Annotated in this window: 17 protein-coding genes and 2 pseudogenes; 7 read left to right on the top strand and 12 right to left on the bottom strand. The window is 51.3% G+C overall.

What is annotated here, in order from left to right; all coding sequences use genetic code 11:
* Positions 1-195: 195 nt before the first annotated feature.
* Positions 196-828 carry a ribosome biogenesis GTP-binding protein YihA/YsxC gene (gene yihA, locus M2374_RS20640; protein ID WP_096759489.1) on the bottom strand — a complete coding sequence of 211 codons (633 nt, stop codon included), beginning with the start codon at positions 826-828 and terminating at the stop codon, positions 196-198.
* A 227-nt stretch (positions 829-1,055) separates the two neighbouring features.
* Between yihA and M2374_RS20635 the strand changes: the two are divergent.
* The 3 genes and pseudogenes from M2374_RS20635 to hemN all read left to right on the top strand — a co-directional run bounded on the left by M2374_RS20635 (position 1,056) and on the right by hemN (position 3,468).
* A pseudogene (locus M2374_RS20635) lies at positions 1,056-1,280 on the top strand (hypothetical protein).
* Between the two features lie 110 nt (positions 1,281-1,390).
* A complete protein-coding gene (gene yihI, locus M2374_RS20630) occupies positions 1,391-1,906 on the top strand; it encodes a Der GTPase-activating protein YihI (protein ID WP_096758888.1) in 516 nt (171 codons plus the stop codon).
* Positions 1,907-2,094: 188 nt separating this feature from the next.
* The gene (gene hemN / locus M2374_RS20625) at positions 2,095-3,468 is read left to right on the top strand and encodes an oxygen-independent coproporphyrinogen III oxidase (protein WP_181688594.1); all 1,374 of its coding nucleotides are present in this window, start codon (positions 2,095-2,097) and stop codon (positions 3,466-3,468) included.
* A gap of 87 nt (positions 3,469-3,555) precedes the next feature.
* Here hemN and M2374_RS20620 read toward each other — a convergent pair whose 3' ends face one another.
* From M2374_RS20620 to glnA, 4 genes are all read right to left on the bottom strand, one after another.
* Positions 3,556-3,666 (bottom strand): YshB family small membrane protein, encoded by a 111-nt coding sequence (locus tag M2374_RS20620; protein ID WP_096758886.1) that lies wholly within the window; start codon positions 3,664-3,666, stop codon positions 3,556-3,558.
* A gap of 111 nt (positions 3,667-3,777) precedes the next feature.
* On the bottom strand, positions 3,778-5,187 hold the full coding sequence (glnG, locus tag M2374_RS20615) for a nitrogen regulation protein NR(I) (RefSeq protein WP_115260010.1): 1,410 nt from the start codon (positions 5,185-5,187) through the stop codon (positions 3,778-3,780).
* Positions 5,188-5,198: 11 nt separating this feature from the next.
* Positions 5,199-6,248, bottom strand: coding sequence for a nitrogen regulation protein NR(II) (glnL, locus tag M2374_RS20610; RefSeq protein ID WP_115259821.1), 1,050 nt, complete (start codon positions 6,246-6,248; stop codon positions 5,199-5,201).
* Positions 6,249-6,442: 194 nt separating this feature from the next.
* A complete protein-coding gene (gene glnA / locus M2374_RS20605; RefSeq protein ID WP_096758883.1) occupies positions 6,443-7,852 on the bottom strand; it encodes a glutamate--ammonia ligase in 1,410 nt (469 codons plus the stop codon).
* A 379-nt stretch (positions 7,853-8,231) separates the two neighbouring features.
* Between glnA and typA the strand changes: the two genes are divergently transcribed.
* The 4 genes from typA to M2374_RS20585 all read left to right on the top strand — a co-directional run bounded on the left by typA (position 8,232) and on the right by M2374_RS20585 (position 13,361).
* Positions 8,232-10,055, top strand: coding sequence for a ribosome-dependent GTPase TypA (typA, locus tag M2374_RS20600; protein ID WP_115259820.1), 1,824 nt, complete (start codon positions 8,232-8,234; stop codon positions 10,053-10,055).
* Positions 10,056-10,293: 238 nt separating this feature from the next.
* Positions 10,294-11,004, top strand: coding sequence for a GntR family transcriptional regulator (locus M2374_RS20595; RefSeq protein WP_096758881.1), 711 nt, complete (start codon positions 10,294-10,296; stop codon positions 11,002-11,004).
* Between the two features lie 8 nt (positions 11,005-11,012).
* Entirely contained in the window at positions 11,013-11,996 is a 984-nt protein-coding gene (locus M2374_RS20590) for a sugar phosphate isomerase/epimerase (RefSeq protein ID WP_096758880.1), read from the top strand.
* A 99-nt stretch (positions 11,997-12,095) separates the two neighbouring features.
* Positions 12,096-13,361, top strand: a complete 1,266-nt coding sequence (locus M2374_RS20585) for an MFS transporter (RefSeq protein ID WP_096758879.1) — start codon at positions 12,096-12,098, stop codon at positions 13,359-13,361.
* 91 nt (positions 13,362-13,452) lie between these two features.
* Here the strand turns inward: M2374_RS20585 and M2374_RS20580 are convergent.
* From M2374_RS20580 to yihS, 7 genes and pseudogenes are all read right to left on the bottom strand, one after another.
* Positions 13,453-14,484: pseudogene (locus M2374_RS20580) on the bottom strand (IS630 family transposase).
* Between the two features lie 82 nt (positions 14,485-14,566).
* Positions 14,567-15,259 carry a porin OmpL gene (ompL, locus tag M2374_RS20575; protein ID WP_174361459.1) on the bottom strand — a complete coding sequence of 231 codons (693 nt, stop codon included), beginning with the start codon at positions 15,257-15,259 and terminating at the stop codon, positions 14,567-14,569.
* A gap of 66 nt (positions 15,260-15,325) precedes the next feature.
* Complete coding sequence (locus M2374_RS20570) at positions 15,326-16,747, bottom strand: MFS transporter (RefSeq protein ID WP_181688593.1); 1,422 nt, start codon at positions 16,745-16,747, stop codon at positions 15,326-15,328.
* A 46-nt stretch (positions 16,748-16,793) separates the two neighbouring features.
* Entirely contained in the window at positions 16,794-18,176 is a 1,383-nt protein-coding gene (locus M2374_RS20565; protein ID WP_117343636.1) for an MFS transporter, read from the bottom strand.
* A 45-nt stretch (positions 18,177-18,221) separates the two neighbouring features.
* On the bottom strand, positions 18,222-20,258 hold the full coding sequence (locus M2374_RS20560; protein WP_181688592.1) for an alpha-glucosidase: 2,037 nt from the start codon (positions 20,256-20,258) through the stop codon (positions 18,222-18,224).
* Between the two features lie 48 nt (positions 20,259-20,306).
* Positions 20,307-21,164, bottom strand: coding sequence for an aldose-1-epimerase (locus M2374_RS20555; RefSeq protein WP_117343638.1), 858 nt, complete (start codon positions 21,162-21,164; stop codon positions 20,307-20,309).
* 3 nt (positions 21,165-21,167) lie between these two features.
* Positions 21,168-22,409, bottom strand: coding sequence for a sulfoquinovose isomerase (gene yihS / locus M2374_RS20550; protein WP_181688591.1), 1,242 nt, complete (start codon positions 22,407-22,409; stop codon positions 21,168-21,170).
* Positions 22,410-22,411: the final 2 nt, after the last annotated feature.

Here is a 22,411-nt window from a genome sequence, read left to right as displayed (position 1 = left end):
AGTTATTCTCGTAGGGTACAGAGGTAAGATGTTCTATCTTTCAGACCTTTTACTTCACGTAATCGGATTTGGCTGAATATTTTAGCCGCCCCAGTCAGTAATGACTGGGGCGTTTTTTATTGTGCGAAAGAAAGGTTTCGCACATGCTGTAGGCCGGATAAGACGCGCAGCGGCGCCATCCGGCATATCGGTAGGTTATTCCCCGTCCTGCATCTCTTCAATAGGCGCCAGTTCGCTAAACCAGGTATCCAGTTTCTGACGCAGTTTATCCACACCCAGCTTTTTCAGCGATGAGAATGCTTCTACCTGTACATCGCCATTAAACGCCAGCACTGCTTCACGCACCATATTCAACTGTGCTTTGCGTGCGCCGCTGGCCAGTTTGTCCGCTTTGGTCAGTAATACCAGCACCTGGACGTTGCTCTCTACGGCCCACAAAATCATCTGCTGATCGAGATCTTTCAGTGGATGGCGAATATCCATCAGTACGACTAAACCTTGCAGGCTTTGACGTTTCTCCAGATATTCTGCCAGCGCGCGCTGCCATTTGCGCTTCATCTCTTCCGGAACTTCTGCATACCCGTACCCCGGCAAGTCAACCAGACGTTTACCGTCAACCACTTCAAACAAGTTGATGAGCTGAGTACGGCCCGGCGTTTTAGATGTACGTGCCAGACCCTTTTGATTTGTCAGGGTATTTAGTGCGCTGGATTTGCCTGCGTTGGAACGGCCAGCAAAAGCCACTTCAATTCCTGTATCGGAAGGTAAATGGCGAATATCAGGCGCACTCATCACAAAATGCGTCTGTTGATAATTCAAGTTAGTCAACGTGGTCGTCTCCATCAATCAAGGCTTTGCAGCGATTATACCTGAACACCAGCAAAAGGCGGATTTTTCGACGCACGGGTTATGTAAGTTAAAAGCGCGGGCTTTGTGAGACATTGCCGATAGTATTTATGCGAGATGAGAGAGTGCATAACAATATAAATTAAATAAATCATATAATTACCATTAAGAAATATTCTGAAAAACTGAAACTGTTAAGTCGGTTACTTGTGCGTGTTACCCAAAAGAGTAAAGTAGCGTCCATAGCAAGGGAGCTAACAGGATAAACGACTCAGGATGAGGGTCAGGAGCGCCAGGAGGCGAAGACGCAGGATTGTCAGGAAGACAAACGTCCGGAGACGTTAGTAAAAGGAAATGGAAACAACACGGAATGTTTCTGGCTAAGGGAAAAACAGGGTGTGTTGATAGCCGACAGGGATTGTAGGGCCCGTTAAGGGTTGAGAGTCAGGAAAAAAGGCGACAGATTACTCTGTCGCCTTTTTTCTTTATTTCTGCTAGATTCCGGCGCAATTATATACTGAATAAAAACAGCCAAAGACGAATCATGATGAAAACAACTTCTACACCTCGCGGGAAAGGTCCTGCAAAGGCGCGTCGTAAGACACGCGAAGAAATTAACCTGGAAGCTCGCGACCGTAAGCGTCAGAAAAAACACCGTGGTCTTGCTGCGGGCAGCCGTGCGACCGGCAGCGACGGTGCATCAGGTGGCGGAAACCAAAACAAACACAAAGATCCTCGTATTGGCAGTAAAACTCCCATTGCATTGGGTGTGACTGAAAAAGTCACCAAACAGCACAAACCGAAGAGTGAGAAACCTATGCTTTCACCACAGGCTGAGTTGGATTTACTGGAAACGGATGAGCGCCTGGATGCGCTGCTGGAACGTCTTGAAGCGGGAGAGATCCTGAGTGCTGAAGATCAGTCCTGGGTGGATGCCAAGCTGGATCGCATCGATGAGCTGATGCAGAAACTGGGGCTCTCTTACGATGATGACGAAGAAATTGACGAAGAAGAAGAAAAGCAGGAAGACATGATGCGCCTGCTGAAGGGCGGTAACTAACGGTTTTGTACCGTGGGTCTTCCCGTCCTGCTTATAACCCTTCCGGTTATATGTTATCTGGTGTGGTTATTCGTTAAACTACAGCGATTGTCGCGGCGCCAAAAGTGGCTGCGCAACCGGCTTATCACTCGCAGTGGGGGTAAGCCGGTACGCCGTACCCGCCAGAAACGCCATCGGAAGGAGTGAGCATGTCTGAGCAGCTAATCGACTGGGACCTGGCCCTGATCCAGAAATATAACTATTCCGGGCCACGATACACCTCGTATCCGACCGCGCTGGAGTTTTCTGCAGACTACGGTGCTGAAGCATTTCTGCAAGCCGTAGCGCGTTACCCTGAACGTCCACTCTCTTTGTACGTCCATATCCCGTTCTGCCATAAATTGTGCTATTTCTGCGGCTGCAACAAAATTGTGACCCGCCAGCAGCATAAGGCCGATCAATATCTGGACGTTTTAGAACAAGAGATTATTCATCGCGCGCCGCTGTTTGCTGGCCGTCATGTTAGCCAGTTGCATTGGGGCGGCGGCACGCCAACCTATCTGAATAAAGCGCAGATTAGCCGCTTAATGACGCTGCTGCGTGATAACTTCGATTTTAACGCGGATGCAGAAATCTCGATCGAAGTTGATCCGCGTGAAATCGAACTCGATGTGCTCGATCATTTACGTGCTGAAGGCTTTAACCGCCTGAGCATGGGGGTGCAGGACTTCAATAAAGAAGTTCAGCGCCTGGTAAACCGTGAGCAGGACGAGGAGTTTATCTTTGCACTGATTAATCGTGCGCGTGAGATTGGCTTTACCTCGACCAACATTGACCTCATCTATGGTCTGCCAAAACAGACGCCGGAAAGCTTTGCCTTTACCCTGAAGCGGGTGGCTGAGCTCAATCCCGACCGCCTGAGTGTCTTTAACTATGCGCACCTGCCAACGTTGTTTGCCGCGCAGCGTAAAATCAAAGATGCTGACCTGCCTAGCCCACAACAGAAGCTGGATATTTTGCAGGAGACCATCTCCTCGCTGACCGAAACAGGTTATCAGTTCATTGGGATGGATCACTTTGCCCGTCCGGATGACGAGCTGGCGATTGCCCAGCGCGAGGGTGTTCTGCACCGTAATTTCCAGGGTTATACCACCCAGGGCGATACCGACCTGCTGGGCATGGGCGTTTCCGCCATCAGTATGATTGGCGACAACTACGCGCAGAACCAAAAAGAGCTGAAGCACTATTATCAGCAGGTGGATGAGCAGGGGAATGCGCTGTGGCGCGGTATTGCACTGACCCAAGATGACTGTATTCGCCGGGATGTGATTAAACTACTGATCTGCAACTTCCGCCTCGACTACGCCGTCGTAGAACAGCAATGGGATCTGAACTTTGCTGACTATTTTGCTGAAGACTTGAAGCTGTTGGCTCCGCTGGCGAAAGATGGGCTGGTGGATGTGAATGAGAATGGGATTCAGGTGACGCCAAAAGGTCGTCTGCTGATCCGCAATATTTGCATGTGCTTTGATGCATACCTGCGCCAGAAAGCACGGATGCAGCAGTTCTCGCGGGTCATCTAATGACGTTGCCCGGTGGCACTTCGCTTACCGGGCCTACGACATCTCAATATGTAGGTCGGGTAAGCGAAGCGCCACCCGACAAACCCGCTAGCTAAACAGCCCAACCAGCGCCGCACACAGCACCGCGGCAACCGCAGTTTGCGGCGTATGGCTTTCAACCGAGCCGCTCGACAGCAGATTAATAATTGATTCCAGCATGATGACTTCCCCCGTTTTCCGGGCACGATCATACTTAACTCATCGGAACAGTAAAGCGCAAAATAGCAGCGCTTTGCGCTCAATTATCAATCTTTACACAGCGAAAATCCCTTACTCCATGCCAAGCTCTTTTAACTTACGTGTCAGGGTATTACGCCCCCATCCGAGTAAGCGCGCCGCTTCCTGTTTATGGCCCTGAGTATGGCGCAGCGCGGTGGTTAACAGCGTGCGTTCCATTTCAGGCTGCGCTTCAGAGAGTAAGTTTTGATGACCGGAGCGTAGTGCCCGGTCAGCCCATTGTGCCAGCAGTGTTGCCCAGCTGTCAGGCTGCATATGTGAGGGCGCGTCTGGAACGCTTGCTTCAAATAGCTCAGCCGGCAGGTCCTGAATCAGCACTTCCTGCCCGGCGGCCATCACGGTTAACCAGCGGCAAGTGTTCTCTAGTTGACGAACGTTACCCGGCCAGGCCAGACGCGTCAGTGCGGCCTCGGTTTCAGGGTGTAACTGCTTGGCTTCCACACCCAGCTCGTGAGCGGCTTCCTGCAGGAAATGACGCGCCAGGCGAGGGATGTCTTCCCGTCGCTCGCGCAGCGGTGGTAAATGAACGCGAATGACGTTCAGTCGGTGGAACAAGTCCTCGCGGAACTTGCCTTCCTGTACCCGCAGTTCCAGATTCTGGTGCGTAGCCGCGATAATGCGCACGTCCACCTTCACCGGCGCATAGCCGCCGACGCGGTAAAACTGTCCGTCGGCCAATACACGCAGCAATCGCGTTTGCACGTCCAGCGGCATATCGCCAATCTCATCGAGAAACAGCGTGCCGCCATCCGCCTGCTCGAAGCGTCCCTGACGAATGGTATTGGCGCCGGTAAAGGCGCCTTTTTCGTGGCCAAACAGTTCAGATTCGATTAAATCCTTCGGAATTGCCGCCATGTTAAGGGCGATAAATGGCGATTTGGCACGCGGGCTGTGACGGTGGAGAGCATGAGCGACCAACTCTTTACCGGTCCCGGACTCACCGTTGATCAAGACGCTAATTGAAGAGCGGGAAAGCCGGCCAATTATGCGAAAGACATCCTGCATTGCTGGGGCTTCACCAATGATATCGGTGGTGGGGCCGTTGATCTGAACATTACGCGGCTGCTGCTGTTCCTGATAATGGCTTATGGCGCGTTCAACCAGCGCCACAGCTTCGTCAATATCAAACGGCTTGGGCAGGTAATCGAACGCCCCTTGCTGGTAGGCGCTGACGGCGGCGTCCAGATCGGAGTGCGCGGTCATGATGATGACCGGAAGCATCGGATGACGCTGTTTAATTTGTTTTAACAGCGTCAGGCCGTCCATCCCCGGCATGCGGATATCCGACAACAGCACGTCCGGCGTTTTACTGGCGAGCGCGTCCAGTACCTCTTTACCGCTTTCAAATGTGGTGCAGTTGAGTCCTGCCCCTGCGAGCGCACGTTCAAGCACCCAACGGATGGAACTATCGTCATCAACGACCCAGACTATTCCTCGTTGCATAAACGTCACCTCTATTTCCTGATAGGCAGGTAAACCGAGAACTCGGTATGACCCGGCCAACTGGTAAATTCAATTTTGCCGGAATGTTGATCAATCAAATTACGGGCGATAGATAATCCCAGCCCGGTTCCCCCCTCGCGACCGCTGACCATTGGGTAGAACAGCGTATCCTGTAAATGTGGAGGAATACCCGGACCGTTGTCCTCAACGTCAATACGCGCCGCCAGGCGGTAACGCATGCCGTGCAATGTGAGCTGAAACGCGGTGCGGGTACGCAGAATAATCTCGCCACCTTCCGGTCCCAGCGCTTGTAACGCATTACGCACAATATTCAGCAGAACCTGTTCTATCTGGTCAGGATCGTGCAGTATTTCTGGCAGGCTCGGGTCGTAATCGCGGATCAACGTGACGTTCTCCGGGAGTTCCATCGACACCAGTGCCACAACGCGCTCTGCCACCTTGTGAATACTTTCCGTGATGTGCATACCGGGTTGCTGCGGCCCCAGCAGGCGGTCGACCAGGTTACGCAGGCGGTCTGCCTGCTCAATAATGACTTGGGTATATTCCTTGAGGGCTGGATCCGGTAGCGCTTTACTGAGCAGTTGTGCTGCACCGCGTAATCCACCCAACGGGTTTTTAATTTCATGCGCCAGACCACGTACCAGATCGCGGGCGGCTATTTGCTGGGCATGCTGGAGCTGCTCCTGACTCAGACGGCGCTGGTTATCCATGGGCGCCATCTCCAGCAGAATAAGGCCATCAGGCAGCCTCTGAGCGGTCACAGAGAGGATATGCGAGTGGCTATCTATCACCAGCGTCACTTCATTGTCCGTAAAGCCCTGACCCGCTTCCAGGCTCTCTCGCATCAGCCCGATGTTTAATGAGAAATAACTCAGCAGTTCAGAAAGCGGCGTGCCAAACAGTTTGCGGGAACTTTGGGCAAGCAGCTGCTGTGCCGCGGGGTTGGCGTAATGCACCGCCAGCTCATCGTCGACAAGTAAAATGCTGTTAATTAACGAATTGAGGATCTGCCCAGCATCGGGCAGCGTGCCGGTTGCCATTCAGCAGTCTCCTGAAAAAGGTTGCACCAATTTAGTGCATTATAGCTTTCACGTAGAAAAAGCGCGAAGGATCAGTTCGTTGGCGGAGAAAAAAGCCCATCGTGTGATGGGCTGAAAGTTTCCACGGCAACTCAATTCCAGGTTATCGCGCCAGCGCGTGACGCGGCCTTATCTGGAAAGTACAACTCAAACGATTAAACGCTGTAGTACAACTCAAACTCTACCGGGTGCGGGGTCATGCGCACGCGGTCATCTTCTTCGCGACGCAGCGTAATGTACGCATCGATCGCTTCATTGGTGAACACGCCGCCTGCAGTCAGGAACTCGCGGTCCAGATCCAGTTCGTTCAGTGCTTCTTCCAGAGAGCCAGCAACCTGTGGGATCTCTTTTGCTTCTTCCGGTGGCAGGTCGTACAGGTTTTTGTCCATTGCTTCGCCCGGGTGGATCTTGTTCTTGATACCATCAAGACCAGCCATCAGCAGTGCTGCAAAGCACAGGTACGGGTTAGCCGCCGGGTCCGGGAAGCGTACTTCAATACGGCGTGCTTTCGGAGAGGCAACGACTGGGATACGGATAGAGGCAGAACGGTTACGGGCAGAGTACGCCAGCATAACCGGTGCTTCGTAACCCGGGACCAGACGCTTGTAGGAGTTGGTGGTCGGGTTCGCCAGGGCGTTGATCGCTTTAGCGTGTTTGATTACACCACCGATGTAGAACAGCGCCTGCTCGGACAGACCTGCATACTTGTCACCGGAGAACAGGTTTACGCCGTTCTTGGACAGAGACATGTGGCAGTGCATACCGGAACCGTTATCGCCGAACATCGGTTTTGGCATAAAGGTCGCCGTTTTACCGAAGCGGTGCGCGACGTTGTGAACGACGTATTTGTAGATCTGAATTTCGTCCGCTTTTTTGGTCATAGTGTTAAAGCGGGTAGCGATTTCGTTCTGGCCCGCAGTCGCCACTTCGTGGTGATGCGCTTCAACGACAAGGCCCATCTCTTCCATGACCAGACACATGGTAGAACGGATGTCCTGGGAAGAATCGACCGGAGGAACCGGGAAGTAACCGCCTTTCACGCCAGGGCGATGACCTTTGTTACCACCTTCATATTTGGTGGAGGAGTTCCATGCGCCTTCGATATCATCGATAGCGACGTGGGAACCGGAAATAGAGCTGCCGAAACGGATGTCGTCGAACAGGAAGAATTCTGGCTCTGGCCCGAACAGCACGGTGTCTGCGATGCCGGTAGCACGCAGATATTCTTCAGCGCGTTTTGCGATGGAGCGCGGGTCGCGGTCGTAACCCTGCAGTGTGCCTGGTTCCAGGATATCGCAACGGATGATCAGAGTAGACTCTTCAAAGAACGGGTCAATGAGTGCAGTAGAAGCATCTGGCATCAGAACCATGTCTGATTCGTTAATGCCTTTCCAGCCACCGATTGAGGAGCCGTCAAACATTTTGCCTTCTTCAAAGAATTCGGCATTTACCTGATGAGCAGGAATCGTGACGTGCTGTTCTTTACCTTTAGTGTCAGTGAAGCGCAAATCAACAAACTTCACTTCGTGTTCGTTCAGCATCGTCAAAACGTGTTCAGCGGACATACTTACTCTCCCGGATTGGTCATTGTCGTCGTGGTAACGAGGTCTTCAATTCTGCAAAAATTGGCCGTGTCGCCGTAAAAAATATAAAGCGAAATCTGTGCCAACTTTTAAATTGCCCCCAAAAGGCGTTATCATGCGCATCATCGTGCAAAGGGGTTGCACCATGAAGGTTGTATTGCACCATTATAGTGCCTCTTTGTGAACATTAAGCACTATAATGGTGCAATTGACATGAGATTACCCCTTTTAACGCTCCGTGAATGTGATCACAAAGAAACTCTGCAATACTTGTTTGCGGAGGATGTTTGTGATCCTGTTTTGTACTGCGATTAATCCGTGTACAATAACGCGCTATTTCTAAAATGCCTGAGGCAAAGTTGTGATCGAAAATTTGCGTAACATCGCCATCATCGCGCACGTAGACCATGGTAAAACCACCCTGGTAGACAAGCTGCTCCAACAATCCGGTACATTCGACTCTCGTGCCGAAACCCAAGAGCGCGTGATGGACTCCAACGATTTGGAGAAAGAGCGTGGGATTACCATCCTCGCTAAAAACACCGCTATCAAGTGGAATGACTACCGTATCAACATCGTTGATACCCCGGGACACGCCGACTTCGGTGGTGAAGTTGAACGTGTAATGTCCATGGTAGACTCCGTGCTGCTGGTGGTTGATGCAATGGACGGTCCGATGCCGCAGACGCGCTTCGTGACCAAAAAAGCCTTTGCTCATGGCCTGAAGCCAATTGTTGTTATCAACAAAGTTGACCGTCCTGGCGCGCGTCCTGACTGGGTTGTTGACCAGGTATTCGACCTGTTCGTTAACCTCGACGCGACCGACGAACAGCTGGACTTCCCGATCGTTTACGCTTCAGCGCTGAACGGTATCGCAGGTCTGGATCACGAAGATATGGCGGAAGACATGACCCCGCTGTATCAGACCATCGTTGACCGTGTACCGGCTCCGAACGTTGACCTTGATGGCCCGCTGCAGATGCAAATCTCTCAGCTGGACTACAACAACTACGTGGGTGTTATCGGCATCGGTCGCATCAAGCGCGGTAAAGTTAAACCGAACCAGCAGATCACTATCATTGATAGCGAAGGCAAAACTCGCAACGGTAAAGTCGGTAAAGTTCTGACCCATCTGGGTCTTGAGCGTATCGAGAGCGACGTTGCAGAAGCGGGCGACATCATCGCGATCACTGGTCTGGGCGAACTGAACATCTCCGACACCATCTGCGATCCGCAGAATGTTGAAGCGCTGCCGGCGCTGTCTGTTGATGAGCCGACCGTGACCATGTTCTTCAACGTAAACACCTCTCCGTTCTGCGGTAAAGAAGGTAAGTACGTTACTTCTCGTCAGATCCTTGACCGCCTGAAAAAAGAACTGGTACACAACGTTGCACTGCGTGTTGAAGAGACTCCGGATGCAGACGCATTCCGCGTGTCTGGTCGTGGTGAACTGCACCTGTCCGTTCTGATTGAAAACATGCGTCGTGAAGGTTTCGAGATGGCGGTTTCCCGTCCGAAAGTTATCTTCCGCGAAATCGATGGCCGTAAACAAGAGCCATTCGAAAACGTAACGCTGGACGTCGAAGAGCAGCACCAGGGTTCTGTTATGCAGGCACTGGGCGAGCGTAAAGGCGACCTGAAAAACATGAATCCAGATGGTAAAGGCCGCGTACGTCTCGACTACGTGATCCCAAGCCGTGGTCTGATCGGCTTCCGTTCAGAATTCATGACCATGACCTCCGGTACCGGTCTGCTGTACTCCACCTTCAGCCATTACGACGATGTTCGTCCGGGCGAAGTGGGTCAGCGTCAGAACGGCGTGCTGATCTCTAATGGTCAGGGTAAAGCTGTTGCGTTTGCACTGTACAGCCTGCAGGACCGCGGTAAGCTGTTCCTGGGTCACGGCGCAGAAGTTTATGAAGGCCAGATCATCGGTATTCACAGTCGTTCTAACGACCTGACTGTAAACTGCCTGACCGGTAAGAAACTGACCAACATGCGTGCTTCTGGTACTGATGAAGCCACCACCCTGGTTCCAGCTCAGAAAATGACTCTGGAACAGGCTCTGGAATTCATCGATGACGACGAACTGGTAGAAGTAACACCAACGTCTATCCGTATTCGTAAACGTCACCTGACTGAAAACGATCGTAAACGTGCGATGCGTGGTCCGAAAGAAGACTAATTAACGCACTTTAATGACAAGACCCTGCCTTAAGAGGTGGGGTTTTTTTTTGCCCGCAATCCCTGGTTCCCGGCGGGATTACGTTGATTCCCTGCCTCAAGAAATACTCTCCCCTCAAGATGTCTGGCTTAAGAGAGCTTGGTCACAAATTTTTCTAAAGCTCAACGCGGGTGTTTGCTTTCTTTTTCATCGTCAGCGTATGATTAAACCATCTGGTTTAAACCAAGTGAATTAAACAATGACGAGTAATCAGTCGACCGTTGAGAATGCGAAAGAGAAGTTAGATCGTTGGTTAAAAGATGGGATCACCACTCCGGGCGGAAAACTGCCCTCGGAAAGGGAGTTGGGAGAGTTGCTGGGGATCAAGCGCATGACGTTACGTCAGGCGCTATTAAACCTGGAGTCTGAATCCAAAATCTTTCGTAAGGATCGCAAAGGGTGGTTCGTTACCCAGGCACGCTTTAACTACAGCCCGGAATTGTCAGCAAGCTTTCAGCGCGCCGCGCTCGAGCAGGGTAGAGAGCCTTCCTGGGGATTTATCGAGAAAAGCCGGGTTTCTCAGTACCCGGACGTTGCCGCGCCGTTGGTGTCAGCAACACCGTCTGATGAACTGTATCGGATAACGGGCTGGGGAGCGCTGGAAGGGCATAAAGTTTTCTATCATGAAACGTTTATCAACCCGAAGGTCGCACCGGGATTTATTGAGCAGCTTGAAAGCCAGTCATTTTCTTCGGTATGGGAAAATGAATATAAAAAAGAAACGGTAATCAAAAAACTGGCTTTTAAACCTGTCAGAATGGCCGGCGACATTAGCAAGTTTATTGGCGGTTCGACTGGAATGCCCGCCATTCTTATTGAAAAACACCGGGCTGACAGTGATGGAAATATCGTACAAATAGATATTGAGTATTGGCGATTTGAAGCAGTTGATCTCTTCATTAACTTGTAGGTACGTTTATGGTCACTAAAGACAATGCACATAAAATTCTGGCGCGGGTAGATAATCTTCCTCTTTATCTTCACGCTTATGCTTATCATTTGAATATGCGCGTTGAACGCATATTACCGAATGATTTATTAGATATTGCCAGTGAAAATAATCTGCGTGGGGTGAAAATCCACGTCCTTGATGGTGAACGCTATTCTCTTGAAAATATGAATGATGAAGCACTGTCAGCATTTGGCGACAAAGCGCGTCAGCTACAGCTTGATCTGCATATCGAGACCAGTTCTTCTGATAAAAAAGCTATTGACCAGGCTGTCGCTATCGCATTAAAAACAGGCGCCTCTTCGGTGAGGTTTTACCCGCGCTACGAAGGTAATCTTCAAGAGGTGCTTGCAATCATTACGCAGGATATCAAATATTTGCGCGATTGCTATCAGGATAGCGGACTGACCTTTACCTTAGAGCAGCATGAGGATTTAAAGAGTCATGAATTGGTATCGTTAGTTCAGAACAGTGATATGGAGTCGCTCTCTTTACTGTTTGATTTTGCTAATATGATCAATGCCAATGAGCATCCGTTGACGGCGTTAGACACAATGTCTCCGCATATTACCCAGGTGCATATTAAAGATGCATTAATTGTAAATGAGAATGCGGGACTGGGCCATAAAGCCTGTACTTCGGGTCAAGGGGATATGCCGTTTAAAGATCTGCTGACCAAACTTATTTGCTTAGGTGATGAGAAGCCGCAGGTAACGGCTTACGGACTGGAAGAAGAAGTGGATTATTACGCCCCGGCATTTCGTTTCGACAATGAAGGAGATAACCCCTGGATCCCATGGCGCCAGATGAGCGAAACACCGCTACCGGAGCCAGAACTTCTCGAAGAACGTTTGATTAAAGAAAAAAATGATGCCATCCAACAAATACAATTTGTGCGTAGCGTGCTACAACAAATTAAAAATGAGGCGCATCACATTCTAACTCATTATTAATATCTAACGCCTTTATTTAGAATTCATAGTCCATTCCTGATGAATGGGCGTATTTTTATATTTAAAACAAATGATTAAATAAATCATTTAGGGGATGCTATGCTCACAAAAAAGAAATGGGCGCTTTTTAGCCTGTTAACGCTGTGTGGCGGTACAATTTACAAATTACCCTCACTGAAAGATGCGTTCTATATTCCGATGCAGGAATACTTCCATTTGACTAACGGTCAGATTGGTAACGCGATGTCAGTGAACTCATTTGTAACTACCATAGGTTTTTTCTTATCTATTTATTTTGCAGACAAACTTCCACGTAAATACACTATGTCTCTTTCCCTTATTGCCACGGGGCTGCTGGGGGTTTATTTGACCACCATGCCTGGCTATTGGGGGATCCTCTTTGTCTGGGCGTTATTTGGTGTTACCTGCGACATGATGAACTGGCCGGTGTTATTAAAATCCGTTAGCCGACTCGGCAACAGCGAACAACAAGGGCGTCTGTTCGGCTTTTTTGAAACGGGCCGCGGTATTGTGGATACGGTTGTCGCATTTTCTGCACTGGCCGTCTTTGCCTGGTTTGGCAGTGGTCTGTTGGGGTTCAAGGCCGGTATCTGGTTCTACTCTGCAATTGTCATTATGGTCGGGATCATCATCTTCTTTGTTCTGAACGATAAAGAGGAAATCCCCGCCGCAAAAATCCATGATGCTGAAGATGCGCCGAAAAATCCAAGCATGTCGTCAGTTCTGAAAGATAAGACTATTTGGTTAATCGCGTTTAACGTCTTCTTTGTTTATGCCGTGTATTGTGGATTGACGTTCTTTATCCCATTCCTGAAAAACATTTATATGCTGCCCGTCGCGCTGGTGGGGGCTTATGGGATTATTAACCAATATTGCCTGAAAATGGTTGGTGGCCCGATTGGTGGACTGATCTCAGATAAAATCCTGAAATCACCGAGTAAATATTTATGCTACACATTTATGCTCAGCACAGTGGCACTGTTGCTGCTGATCGTTCTGCCGCATGAAAGTATGCCCGTTTATTTAGGCATGGTGTGTACGCTGGGCTTCGGCGCCATCGTATTTACTCAGCGCGCTGTATTCTTTGCCCCGATTGGTGAGGCCAAAATCGCAGAGAATCAAACGGGTGCGGCAATGGCGCTGGGCAGCTTTATCGGTTATGCCCCGGCGATGTTCTGCTTCAGTATGTACGGATATATTCTGGATTTGAACCCAGGGCTCATCGGCTACAAAATTGTGTTTGGTATTATGGCCTGCTTCGCTTTCTGTGGGGCGATTGCATCTGTTCTGCTGGTTAAGCGAATCAGTGAAAGAAAGAAAATGCTGCAAGCGGAACAGGCGTGATGCGCGTTTACGTCAGGTAGTATGAAAAAGCCGCTGATTGTCAGCGGCTTTTTTATCAATAGAGGGAGCTAAATAGCTGCGCCTAATACCGCTACACTTTTGCCAGCCCATGTTTGCCTCCAGGGAATGGGCTGACGGTTTCCATAAAATGGCGAACTTTTTTCAACAGTTGCCACATTGAGCGGCACTGATGATTGCGCGTTATTGTGTCGTGAAGCGCCTGCTATAGCCGTTCCACATGATTCACCCATGGCGAGTAAACCGGCTGATAAATGACCCTGAACTTCGGGTTCTCCTTCAGCCAGCGCTGTGTTTCCCGGCTTTTGTGGATAATGTAGTTGTCCACGATCAGCGTGATAGTTTTCGCCCGACGGTACGTCGCTTTAAGCCGCTTCAGCAGGCTGATGAACAGCGCCGAACTTTTGCTGTTGCCGCCCACGTAGCTGACTTTACCTGTCCCGCTGTGCAGCGCTCCGGCCAGATAATATTTTTCATTCTGCCCCGGCGTCACTACCCGTTTTTGTTGTCCGCGCAGCTGCCAGTCCGCACCGATTTTGGGATTAAGATGGATATCCACCTCATCTTCATAAAAGACCGGATGCTCTGCGCTGCATTCGTCCAGTGCTTTGTGGATTGCCGCCATCTTTTCATCTTTATGCGGGGCACGGATACGCAGAGTTGGCGCGGCCCTTCGCCACACAAGCCCCGCAGACGGCAACCAGCGGCGAACGGTTCCGGCATGTAACTGGCAGCCGGTTATCTCATTGATTTTTATTGCCAGAAGTTCTGTACTCCAGCGTGAGCGCTGGTAGCCAAAATCGCCGGGAGCATGTTTTACCAGCTCACGTAATAACGTGCAGATATGCTCAAAAGGCCAGCGACGGGTTCGTCCGGCAGGTAATGATTTCAGTCCTGCAACACCCGACAGCGTGAACCAGTTAATCCAGCGTCCGACGGAGGAACGGGCACAGCAGAGCGTTCTGGCAACGTCGCTGACGCGGTCGCCCCGATGCAGCATCAGTATGGCCGTCAGCCTGCGGGCATAATTTTTATCGTGCGTTTTATGGATTGCTTTCTGCATCAGGCGTCGTTCGTCACGGGAAATTGGTGCTATGATCGGCATCGCTCAGTCCGGTTGGCGATTGATCAGATCGCACAATCCGGGCTGAGTTCCCTTAAAGTGATCTACTATTCCGCGCAGCTATTTAGAAGAAATACTTTGCCCCGACACGAATCTGATTTTGTTCCCTGTGGTAGGGTTCCACATTACGATCTAACCAGCGTAATTCAAGATAGGGCAGCCAGTGCTCGTTGATGCGATATTTAAAGGTATTGGTAATTTCCCAATGATGGTCTTTACCATTACTACTATTAAAATCATTTACTCGCATAAAGTAGTGCGGCTCAAACGTATAGGAAAACTTATCCGTAATGCTAAAGTTCCAATAGTTACCGATCTCATAGGTATCGTTGTTATCCAGATCGCCGTTTAAATCGGTTGAGCTGTAGTTGTTATGATTATATCGATTACGTACCGTAAGGTTAAACCAGGGCGTAAACTTATAATTCACATCCAGATATACTGCGCCGCCAGAACCAATACTCTTATCGTTAATCAGTCCACCGGGTTGAATAGTTAGTTTATCTGTCGGCTTGAATAATGGATACCAGCCTTCTATTTCGTTATAGCCATGTTTTAACTCATCTTTGCGTTGCATGGTGTAGGTATTCGTGAGCATGATACCCGCACCCATATCGGAATTATAGCCAACGCGCAGCATGACTTCCATCTGATCGGATGCCAGATTATATGCCTCGCGGTTTTCCACATAGGCACCGGCAAAAACAGAGGTGGAGACGACAGAGGATAAAAGAATTATTGTATTCAATTTTTTCATAATAAATCCATTTTATAAGCGTAGGGAAGCCGCCATCCATAGAGATGGAGAAAGCGGCAATTATTTTTATACGTTTACAACAGAGGTATTCTTTTTATGACTCTCAGTATCAGGTTTGAAATTGCTTTTCTTCCGTTGACTGATTTCCTCGATAATAAAAGCAAAGCGAGTTTCATTGAGTTTATAAAATAAACCCATGGTGAAGGCTGCGATGATGGCAAGCCCGCATGGCCAGAGAAAAATAAGCTGGCGCAAACCGAGCAAGGTGGCCTCGCTCTGGACTATGTTGGGGACATAGCCGATTTGCGTCAGCATAATACCCGGCAAGAAACCCGCCAGCGCAGCAGAAATTTTTCGTGAAAAGGTATAACCGGTATAGACCGACCCCTCGGCACGAATCCCGGTTTTCCATTCACCGTAGTCAACGGTATCTGGGACCAGCGCCCAGTTCAGGCTGTTAACAAAAGCGGTACCGAAGAAGGCCATGCATGAGAAAGTCACAAACAAGAACGACGTCCCGCCCCAGAAAAAGTTCAGCACATCGCCGAGGGCCCACAATGCCAGGCCGCCGAGATAAACCTGTTTTTTACCGAAGCGTTTCACGGTTGTAGGCACCAGCAGTACGCCAATCAGAATGCATCCCATACTGAAAAAACCCATCCATGACAACAGATGGATATCGTTGAGCACGTACTGGGTGTAATAAACTTGAATCGCCAGCTTGATGTTGAATGCCGCCAGCGTACACAAGTTGGCGATACACAGCACCAGTAGGGGAGGGTTACGGAAAATCGCGCGGAACGATTTGAGAATACTGGGCTTATGATGGTCCGGCATGATTTCGATATAGCGCTCTTTCACCCCGCTAAAGCACCACCACATACAGAACAAACCGCAAACCGAGAAGATCAGCGCAGCAATCAGATAGCCAAGCGAAGGTGTGCTGGTAAACAGCGCCTGAATCGGCATAAAGCCCACGGTACACAGCAGCAGTCCGACCGTGGCGCCACCCTGACGCCAGGCTGCAAGCTGGGCGCGCTCATGCGGGTTTTTGGTGATGGCGGGAACCATCGCCCCGTAAGAGCAGTTCATCAGGCTATAGAACAGGCCAAACAGCATAAACAGCACCGTTGCCAGTCCCGTTTTTACCGTTAGCGTAAAATCGGTGGCTAAAAACTGCGCGCTGGCAACCAGGGCGACAGGAAACGACGCATATAAAATAAAGGGTCTGAATTTCCCTTTTACGCCAATATTACGCCGTGAGTCCAGTAATACGCCGGTCAGCATATCGGTGAAGGCGGTGAAGAACTTCGCCACCAGAAAGATTATCCCACCGTAATATGCAGGCATCCCAAGCTCATCGGTATAAAATTTAAGCAGATACAGCGTGCCGATACACAGCATCAAATTTGAGCCGAAGTCACCCACTCCGTAGGCGAGTTTTTCACGCAGGCTCAGTTTTAACGTTAGCGGATCATGGTCAGACATAATCGCTCCTTAATAACGCCCCGTAGGGCGCTATTCATTATTATTATCAAACGGGTTGTTTACGCGCTTCTATCTCTTCAACGATACGGACATACATCTTCTCGTTAAGGTTGTAGAAGCAGCCCATTGCCACGATGGTGATGACTGCCAGGGCGCACGGATAAATAAAAATCAGCTGGCGTAAACCTTCGACGGTACCCGCCGATTGCACCACGTTAGGCACGTAGCCAATCTGCGTCAGCATCCAACCGGGGAAGAACCCCGCCAGCGCCTGCGAGACTTTACGGAAGAAGGTGAATCCGGTGTATACCGTCCCTTCAGAGCGCACGCCGGTGCGCCATTCACCATATTCCACCGTGTCAGAGACCAGCGCCCAGTTCAGGCTGTTAACAAACGCCGAACCAAAGAAGGCCAGACAGGAGAAGGCGACAAAGCTCACCGACCCGCCGCCAAAGAAGTAGTTGAGCAGATCGCCCGCCACCCAAATCAGCAGGCCGCCGATATAGACCTTCTTCTTACCAAAGCGTCTGACCATTCCCGGCATCAAAAATACGCCGATGAAGATACAGCCCATGCTGAAGAAGCCCATCCAGGAGAGCAGGATCGGGTCGTTCAATACGTACTGGGTGTAATAGACCTGGATCGCCAGCTTGACGTTAAACGCGCCGAGCGTGCACAGGTTGGCAATGCACAGAATAAACAGCGGGCGGTTGCCGGCGATGGCGCGAAAGGATTGCAGTAATCCCGGCTTTTGCGTTGCATCTACCGGCTTTACTTCGACGTAGCGCTCTTTCACACCCGCATAGCACAGCCACATAAACAGCAGGCCGAACAGGGAGAATAGCGTGGCGGCGAAGATATAACCCAGCTGCGAGTTACCTTCGATCAGGTTCATCACCGGCACAAAGCCGACGGTGCACAGCAGCAGGCCGAGTGTGGCACCGCCCTGGCGCCAGGCGGCAAGGGAAGCTCGTTCATCCGGGTTTTTCGTTATTGCGGGCACCATCGCGCCGTAAGAGCAGTTCATCATACTGAAGAACAGTCCGTACAGCATAAACAGCACCGTTGCCATCACCGTTTTTCCGGTGATTTCAAATGGCGTACCGACGAAGTTGGCGATAGCCAGGAGCGTAACCGGGAAAGCTGCGTAAAGCACGAACGGACGGAATTTGCCCTTCGGACCGATTTTACGTCGCGAATCGAGCATAATCCCGGTACCCATATCGGTAAACGCGGTAAAAAACTTGGCGATAAGGAAAATGATACCGCCGTAAGTTCCTGGTAAACCAAGAACATCGGTATAAAACTTGAGTAAATAGAGCGTGCCAATATCCAGCAGGATATTGGAACCTAAATCACCCATCCCATAGGCGAGTTTTTCTTTAAAAGGTAAGCGTAGGGTTGCCGGATTGGCTGTATTCTGACTCATGATTATCCCTCATTTGCCCGCGTGTTTCCGCGCGGGCGAGCCTGATTAGATACTGCGTAAAGTTGCAAACAGTGATGCCCACTCACTCTTCGCGCGATAGAAGACCGGAGGTTTGCCAATAGGCGCATCAACGGTAATTTCGCCACCTTGGTAAGTTTCCCCGGTCCAGACGTTGACCCAGCTGTCCTCTGGCAGATACAGCGTCCAGTCGCGCTTACCCTGTTCGTGAACCGGCGCAACCAGTAGATCCTGACCCAGTAGGTACTGGTATTTCAGGGTGTAGGTGGTGGCATCGTCTTCATAATGCAGGAACAGCGGGCGCATCACCGGCAGTCCGGTGGCGCTGTTTTGCGCGACGGCCTGCTTCAGATACGGTTTCAGGGTGGTGAACACGGTAGTCATGCGGGCAAAATGGGCGATGGTTTCTGCATCACCATCAAACTGCCAGTTATCGCCCGGACGGTTGCCTTCGTGGGTGCGCATCATTGGTGTGAAGGCGCTGAAGTCGCACCAGCGCAGCAGCAGCTCTTTCGTGCGCTTCATCTCAAACAGGGTGGTATAACCGCCGATATCGCTGTGGTGCAGGCCGTGACCGGTCATTGCCAGCGAAAGTGCGGCAGGCACGACTGAAGCCAGACCATCGTCGAGACTCCAGTCAACGTTTTGGTCGCCTGCCCACATCATGGTGGAGTACTTCTGGCTGCCGGTGTAACCCGCACGCATAAAGAACAGGATCTCGCCGAGCTTGCCGGTTTCCTGTAACGCTTCGTAGTTACACTTCGCCCACAGTGCAGGCCAGGCGTTATGCATGATCTCGGCGCTGACACCGTTGTGCAGATACGTATCGGTCGGCAGATATTCGCCAAAATCCGCCATCCAGCCGCCACAGCCGAGCTCAATCATGTTCTTTTTGATGACGTCTTTGAACCAGTCGTAGGCTTCCGGGTTTGTCAGATCGACCACGCCGCCGTAGAACTCGCCGAACTCAACCAGATAGTCACCGCCAGCGGCGTTTTTTGCCAGATAGCCGCGAGCCGCCGCTTCCGCGCAGAGGTCTTTATCGCTGGCAACGTACGGATTGATATACGAGAGGAACTGTACGCCTTCTTCTTTCCACTGTTTAATGCGGCTATCCAGCTGTGGATAGTTGTCGCTGTTCCACTTCCAGTTCCACATCACGCGTTTGCCAAACGAGGTCATACGGATCCCGGACCAGTCCTGCGCCCAGATGCCATTCACCTTCACGCCCGCATTACGCATGGTGTCCAGTTTGTTCTGGCAAACCTCGGTGCCGCCCTGAATACCCAGCGTGACGCCGTCGTAAATCCAGTCCGGCAGCGCCGGCTGGCGGCCTAACAGCGCGGTCAGTTTTTCCAGCAGGGCGATATACGTGTCGGCGCACTCAAAGCGCAGGGTGGTTTTGTCTTCCCACAGCGCCAGCTCGTGATATTCCGGCGCGCTAAAGTCGAAATTCATGTAGCAGCTGTTATCAACGTGGCAGTAGTACTTTTGCGTGCTGACGAAGGTCGGCTGTGGGAAGAAAGTCCAGTAATAGTCGCCGCCGGCGTTCTCTTTGCAGTCTGCCTGCCAGGTCACATAGCTGTTCTTGTTGCGGCCCACGCCTTGTTCACTGGTCCACAGCGGGAACGGTTTACCGCGTAAATCAAAGTAAGAAAATTGCTCGCCGCAGCCGTAGATATGATCTTTCGGATTGGCGGCCAGACGTAACCAGATGCGATTGTGGCTGAGATCGTCGTTTTGCAGATCCAGCTTCAGTCGGCCCTGTTCATCGGTGGAGATGTGCAGGCTGGCCGCGATGGCGCCGCCGCGGCTGAAATGTACCCGCCAGCCATCAAGTGATTCGTTGACCGTCGCCTCCGTGAGGGCAATCTTCTCATTGAGTTTGTCTTTAATGCTGAAGTTGCCGCGGAACATCTCAATGTCGGCAACGCCTGCGCCGATCCACAGACAAGGGGTTTGCGAGGTATGGCGCAGAATCAGGCGCTGATGGTACGTAAGCGCAAAGCCATCCTGTAACGTGGTGATTTCTAATGCGGTTGACCGTTGTTGTAGCGAATTCATTATCGTCTCCGTAAACATAGGGTAATTCGGTAATTTGTCGGAAATCTGTTATTCACTGCCGATTAAAAAATTCAGTTGGTGTTTTTCTCCGGGCGCGAGATGAATCAGGCTAATCCCAGAATTAAAGGCGTCGGGCGGGCAGGTCATGGGTTCTACTGCCAGGCCACACCTTGCTAATTTCTCGCCGGTATACACCTGCAGCCAGGGCTGGTGGCTGCGTAAAAAGGTGGACATATTTTGCGAGCGGCTGGTCATTCTGACTTCCCATCCCGCGTCGGGTGACAGGGGCCTAAACGTATGATCAATTACGGTTTGCGCGAGTAAATGCGGCGTAGTGAAATCCCGTTCATCACACCTTTCTTCGCTCGCCGGCAGTGTTAATTCACAGCTGTCGATGTGTTGTAGATTGCAGGTCAAATAGGGGTGCGCTCCTGCACCATAAGGCGCCGTGTCCTCGCCCACATTCTGCGTACAAATAGAAACGTGCAGCCCGTTGGTAGTATCCAGCCGGTAAATTACCTCTGATACCAGTGCAAACGGGTAGCCATATGAGGGCGGCAGAAAAATTGTCAGCGACACTTCCGATGCTGACTGCTGGTTAATCTGCCAATCCCGCCAGGCTAAAAGGCCATGAATCGCGCTCTGCGAAGCAAGGTCGTTGACGGCAAGCTGCAATCTCTTGCCGTTATGCTGATAGCAGCCGTTTGCCACGCGATTAGGCCACGGGATAAGCACTTTCCCCAGATGTGCCAACGGCATCTCTTCCGGCTTATGTGGGACGACAATATGGCGTCCGTGGTACGTCAGTTCCGCCAGCCCAGCGCCAACCGTCACGATTTTTGCCTGGTAATGACCCGCCCGAAGATGAACGGTTTTTCCGCCGCTATGCATGGCTGCTATCCTTATGACCTATTTTGCGTTGATATCCAGAAGACCGGCAGCAACCGCTGGAGCAAGTCCCGGAGCCAGTGGCAGGCGTGGGATCACCAGACAATGCAGCAGGTGATAAATATCCTGCTTGCCGTCCCAGACTTTGGTGGTCACCTTGTTATCGGTGTCCAGTTCCTGCCACCATGAGCCGGTCTCGTAATCCATCAGATAGGTGATGCAGTAATCCCACCACGTCTGGTACCAGGTTTCGTACTGGCTCTCGCCAGTGAGGGTATACAGGGCGTAGGCGGTACCCATGGCTTCGACTATCGGCCAGCGGACTCTTTCGCGGACGATCGGTGTGCCGTCCCAGTCCACTGAGTAAACAAAGCCGTCAGCGCCATCGGGAGCCCAGGCATCGCGGATGGTGGCGTGGAACAGACCTTTAGCATCTTCCAGCAGCCAGGCGGGTGGCGTTTCGAAGCGCGCTTCCAGCGCGGCATGCAGATGCAGCATCAGGCGGCCCCACTCAATCCAGTGGCCCGGTGTACCGCCGTAGGCGCGAAAGCGGTGAGCAGGGTTGTCTTTGTTGTAATCGCGAATCGGGTTCCACTGCGAATCGAAATGTTCGTTGACCCGATACTCGCCGCTGCGGGCCACGTCGTGAATAATCACCGACGCGATGCGCAGCGCCCGATCCAGCCATTTACGGTCGTGGGTGACGTCGTAAACGATCAGGAAGGCTTCAACTGCGTGCATGTTGGCGTTGCCGCCGCGATAATCTTCCGTCTGGCTGAAGGCTTCGTCCCAGGACTCCAGGCACATCTGCTCATCTTCACTCCAGAAGTATTTTTCAATCACTTCGATGGCGTCATCAAGCAGCTGTCGGGCCTGCGGATGACCGGTAGTGACGGCGCTTGCTGCCCCGAGTAACACAAAGAAATGTTGATAGCCCTGCTTGGAGGCATCCATTACGCCTTCGTCATTGACGCAGGCGTACCAGCCGCCGTAGCGTTTGTCGCGCAGTGCGCCGTTCAGGGCGTTAATCCCGTGACTGACCAACTGATATGCGCCGGGGCGACCCATGGACGCGGCAACGGAATAGACGTGCAGCATGCGGGCGGTGATCCACAAATGCGTTCCCATATCTGCTCTGACCTGGCCACTGTTTCCCAGCCAGCCAAATCCGGTCGGTACCGCTGCGTTCTTGCCAAAGCTAAAGATGCGGTCGGTTTCCTGCTCCAGCCAGCGGTTGTGGCTCAAGGTGTTAAACCATTTCATTC

Origin of the sequence: Citrobacter sp. JUb117 (genome assembly GCF_024809055.1) — a bacterium.
GTDB classification, from domain to species: Bacteria; Pseudomonadota; Gammaproteobacteria; order Enterobacterales; family Enterobacteriaceae; genus Citrobacter; species Citrobacter gillenii.
The sequence above is the reverse complement of the archived record's forward strand: the minus strand, read 5'-3'. Positions and strand labels throughout refer to the sequence as shown.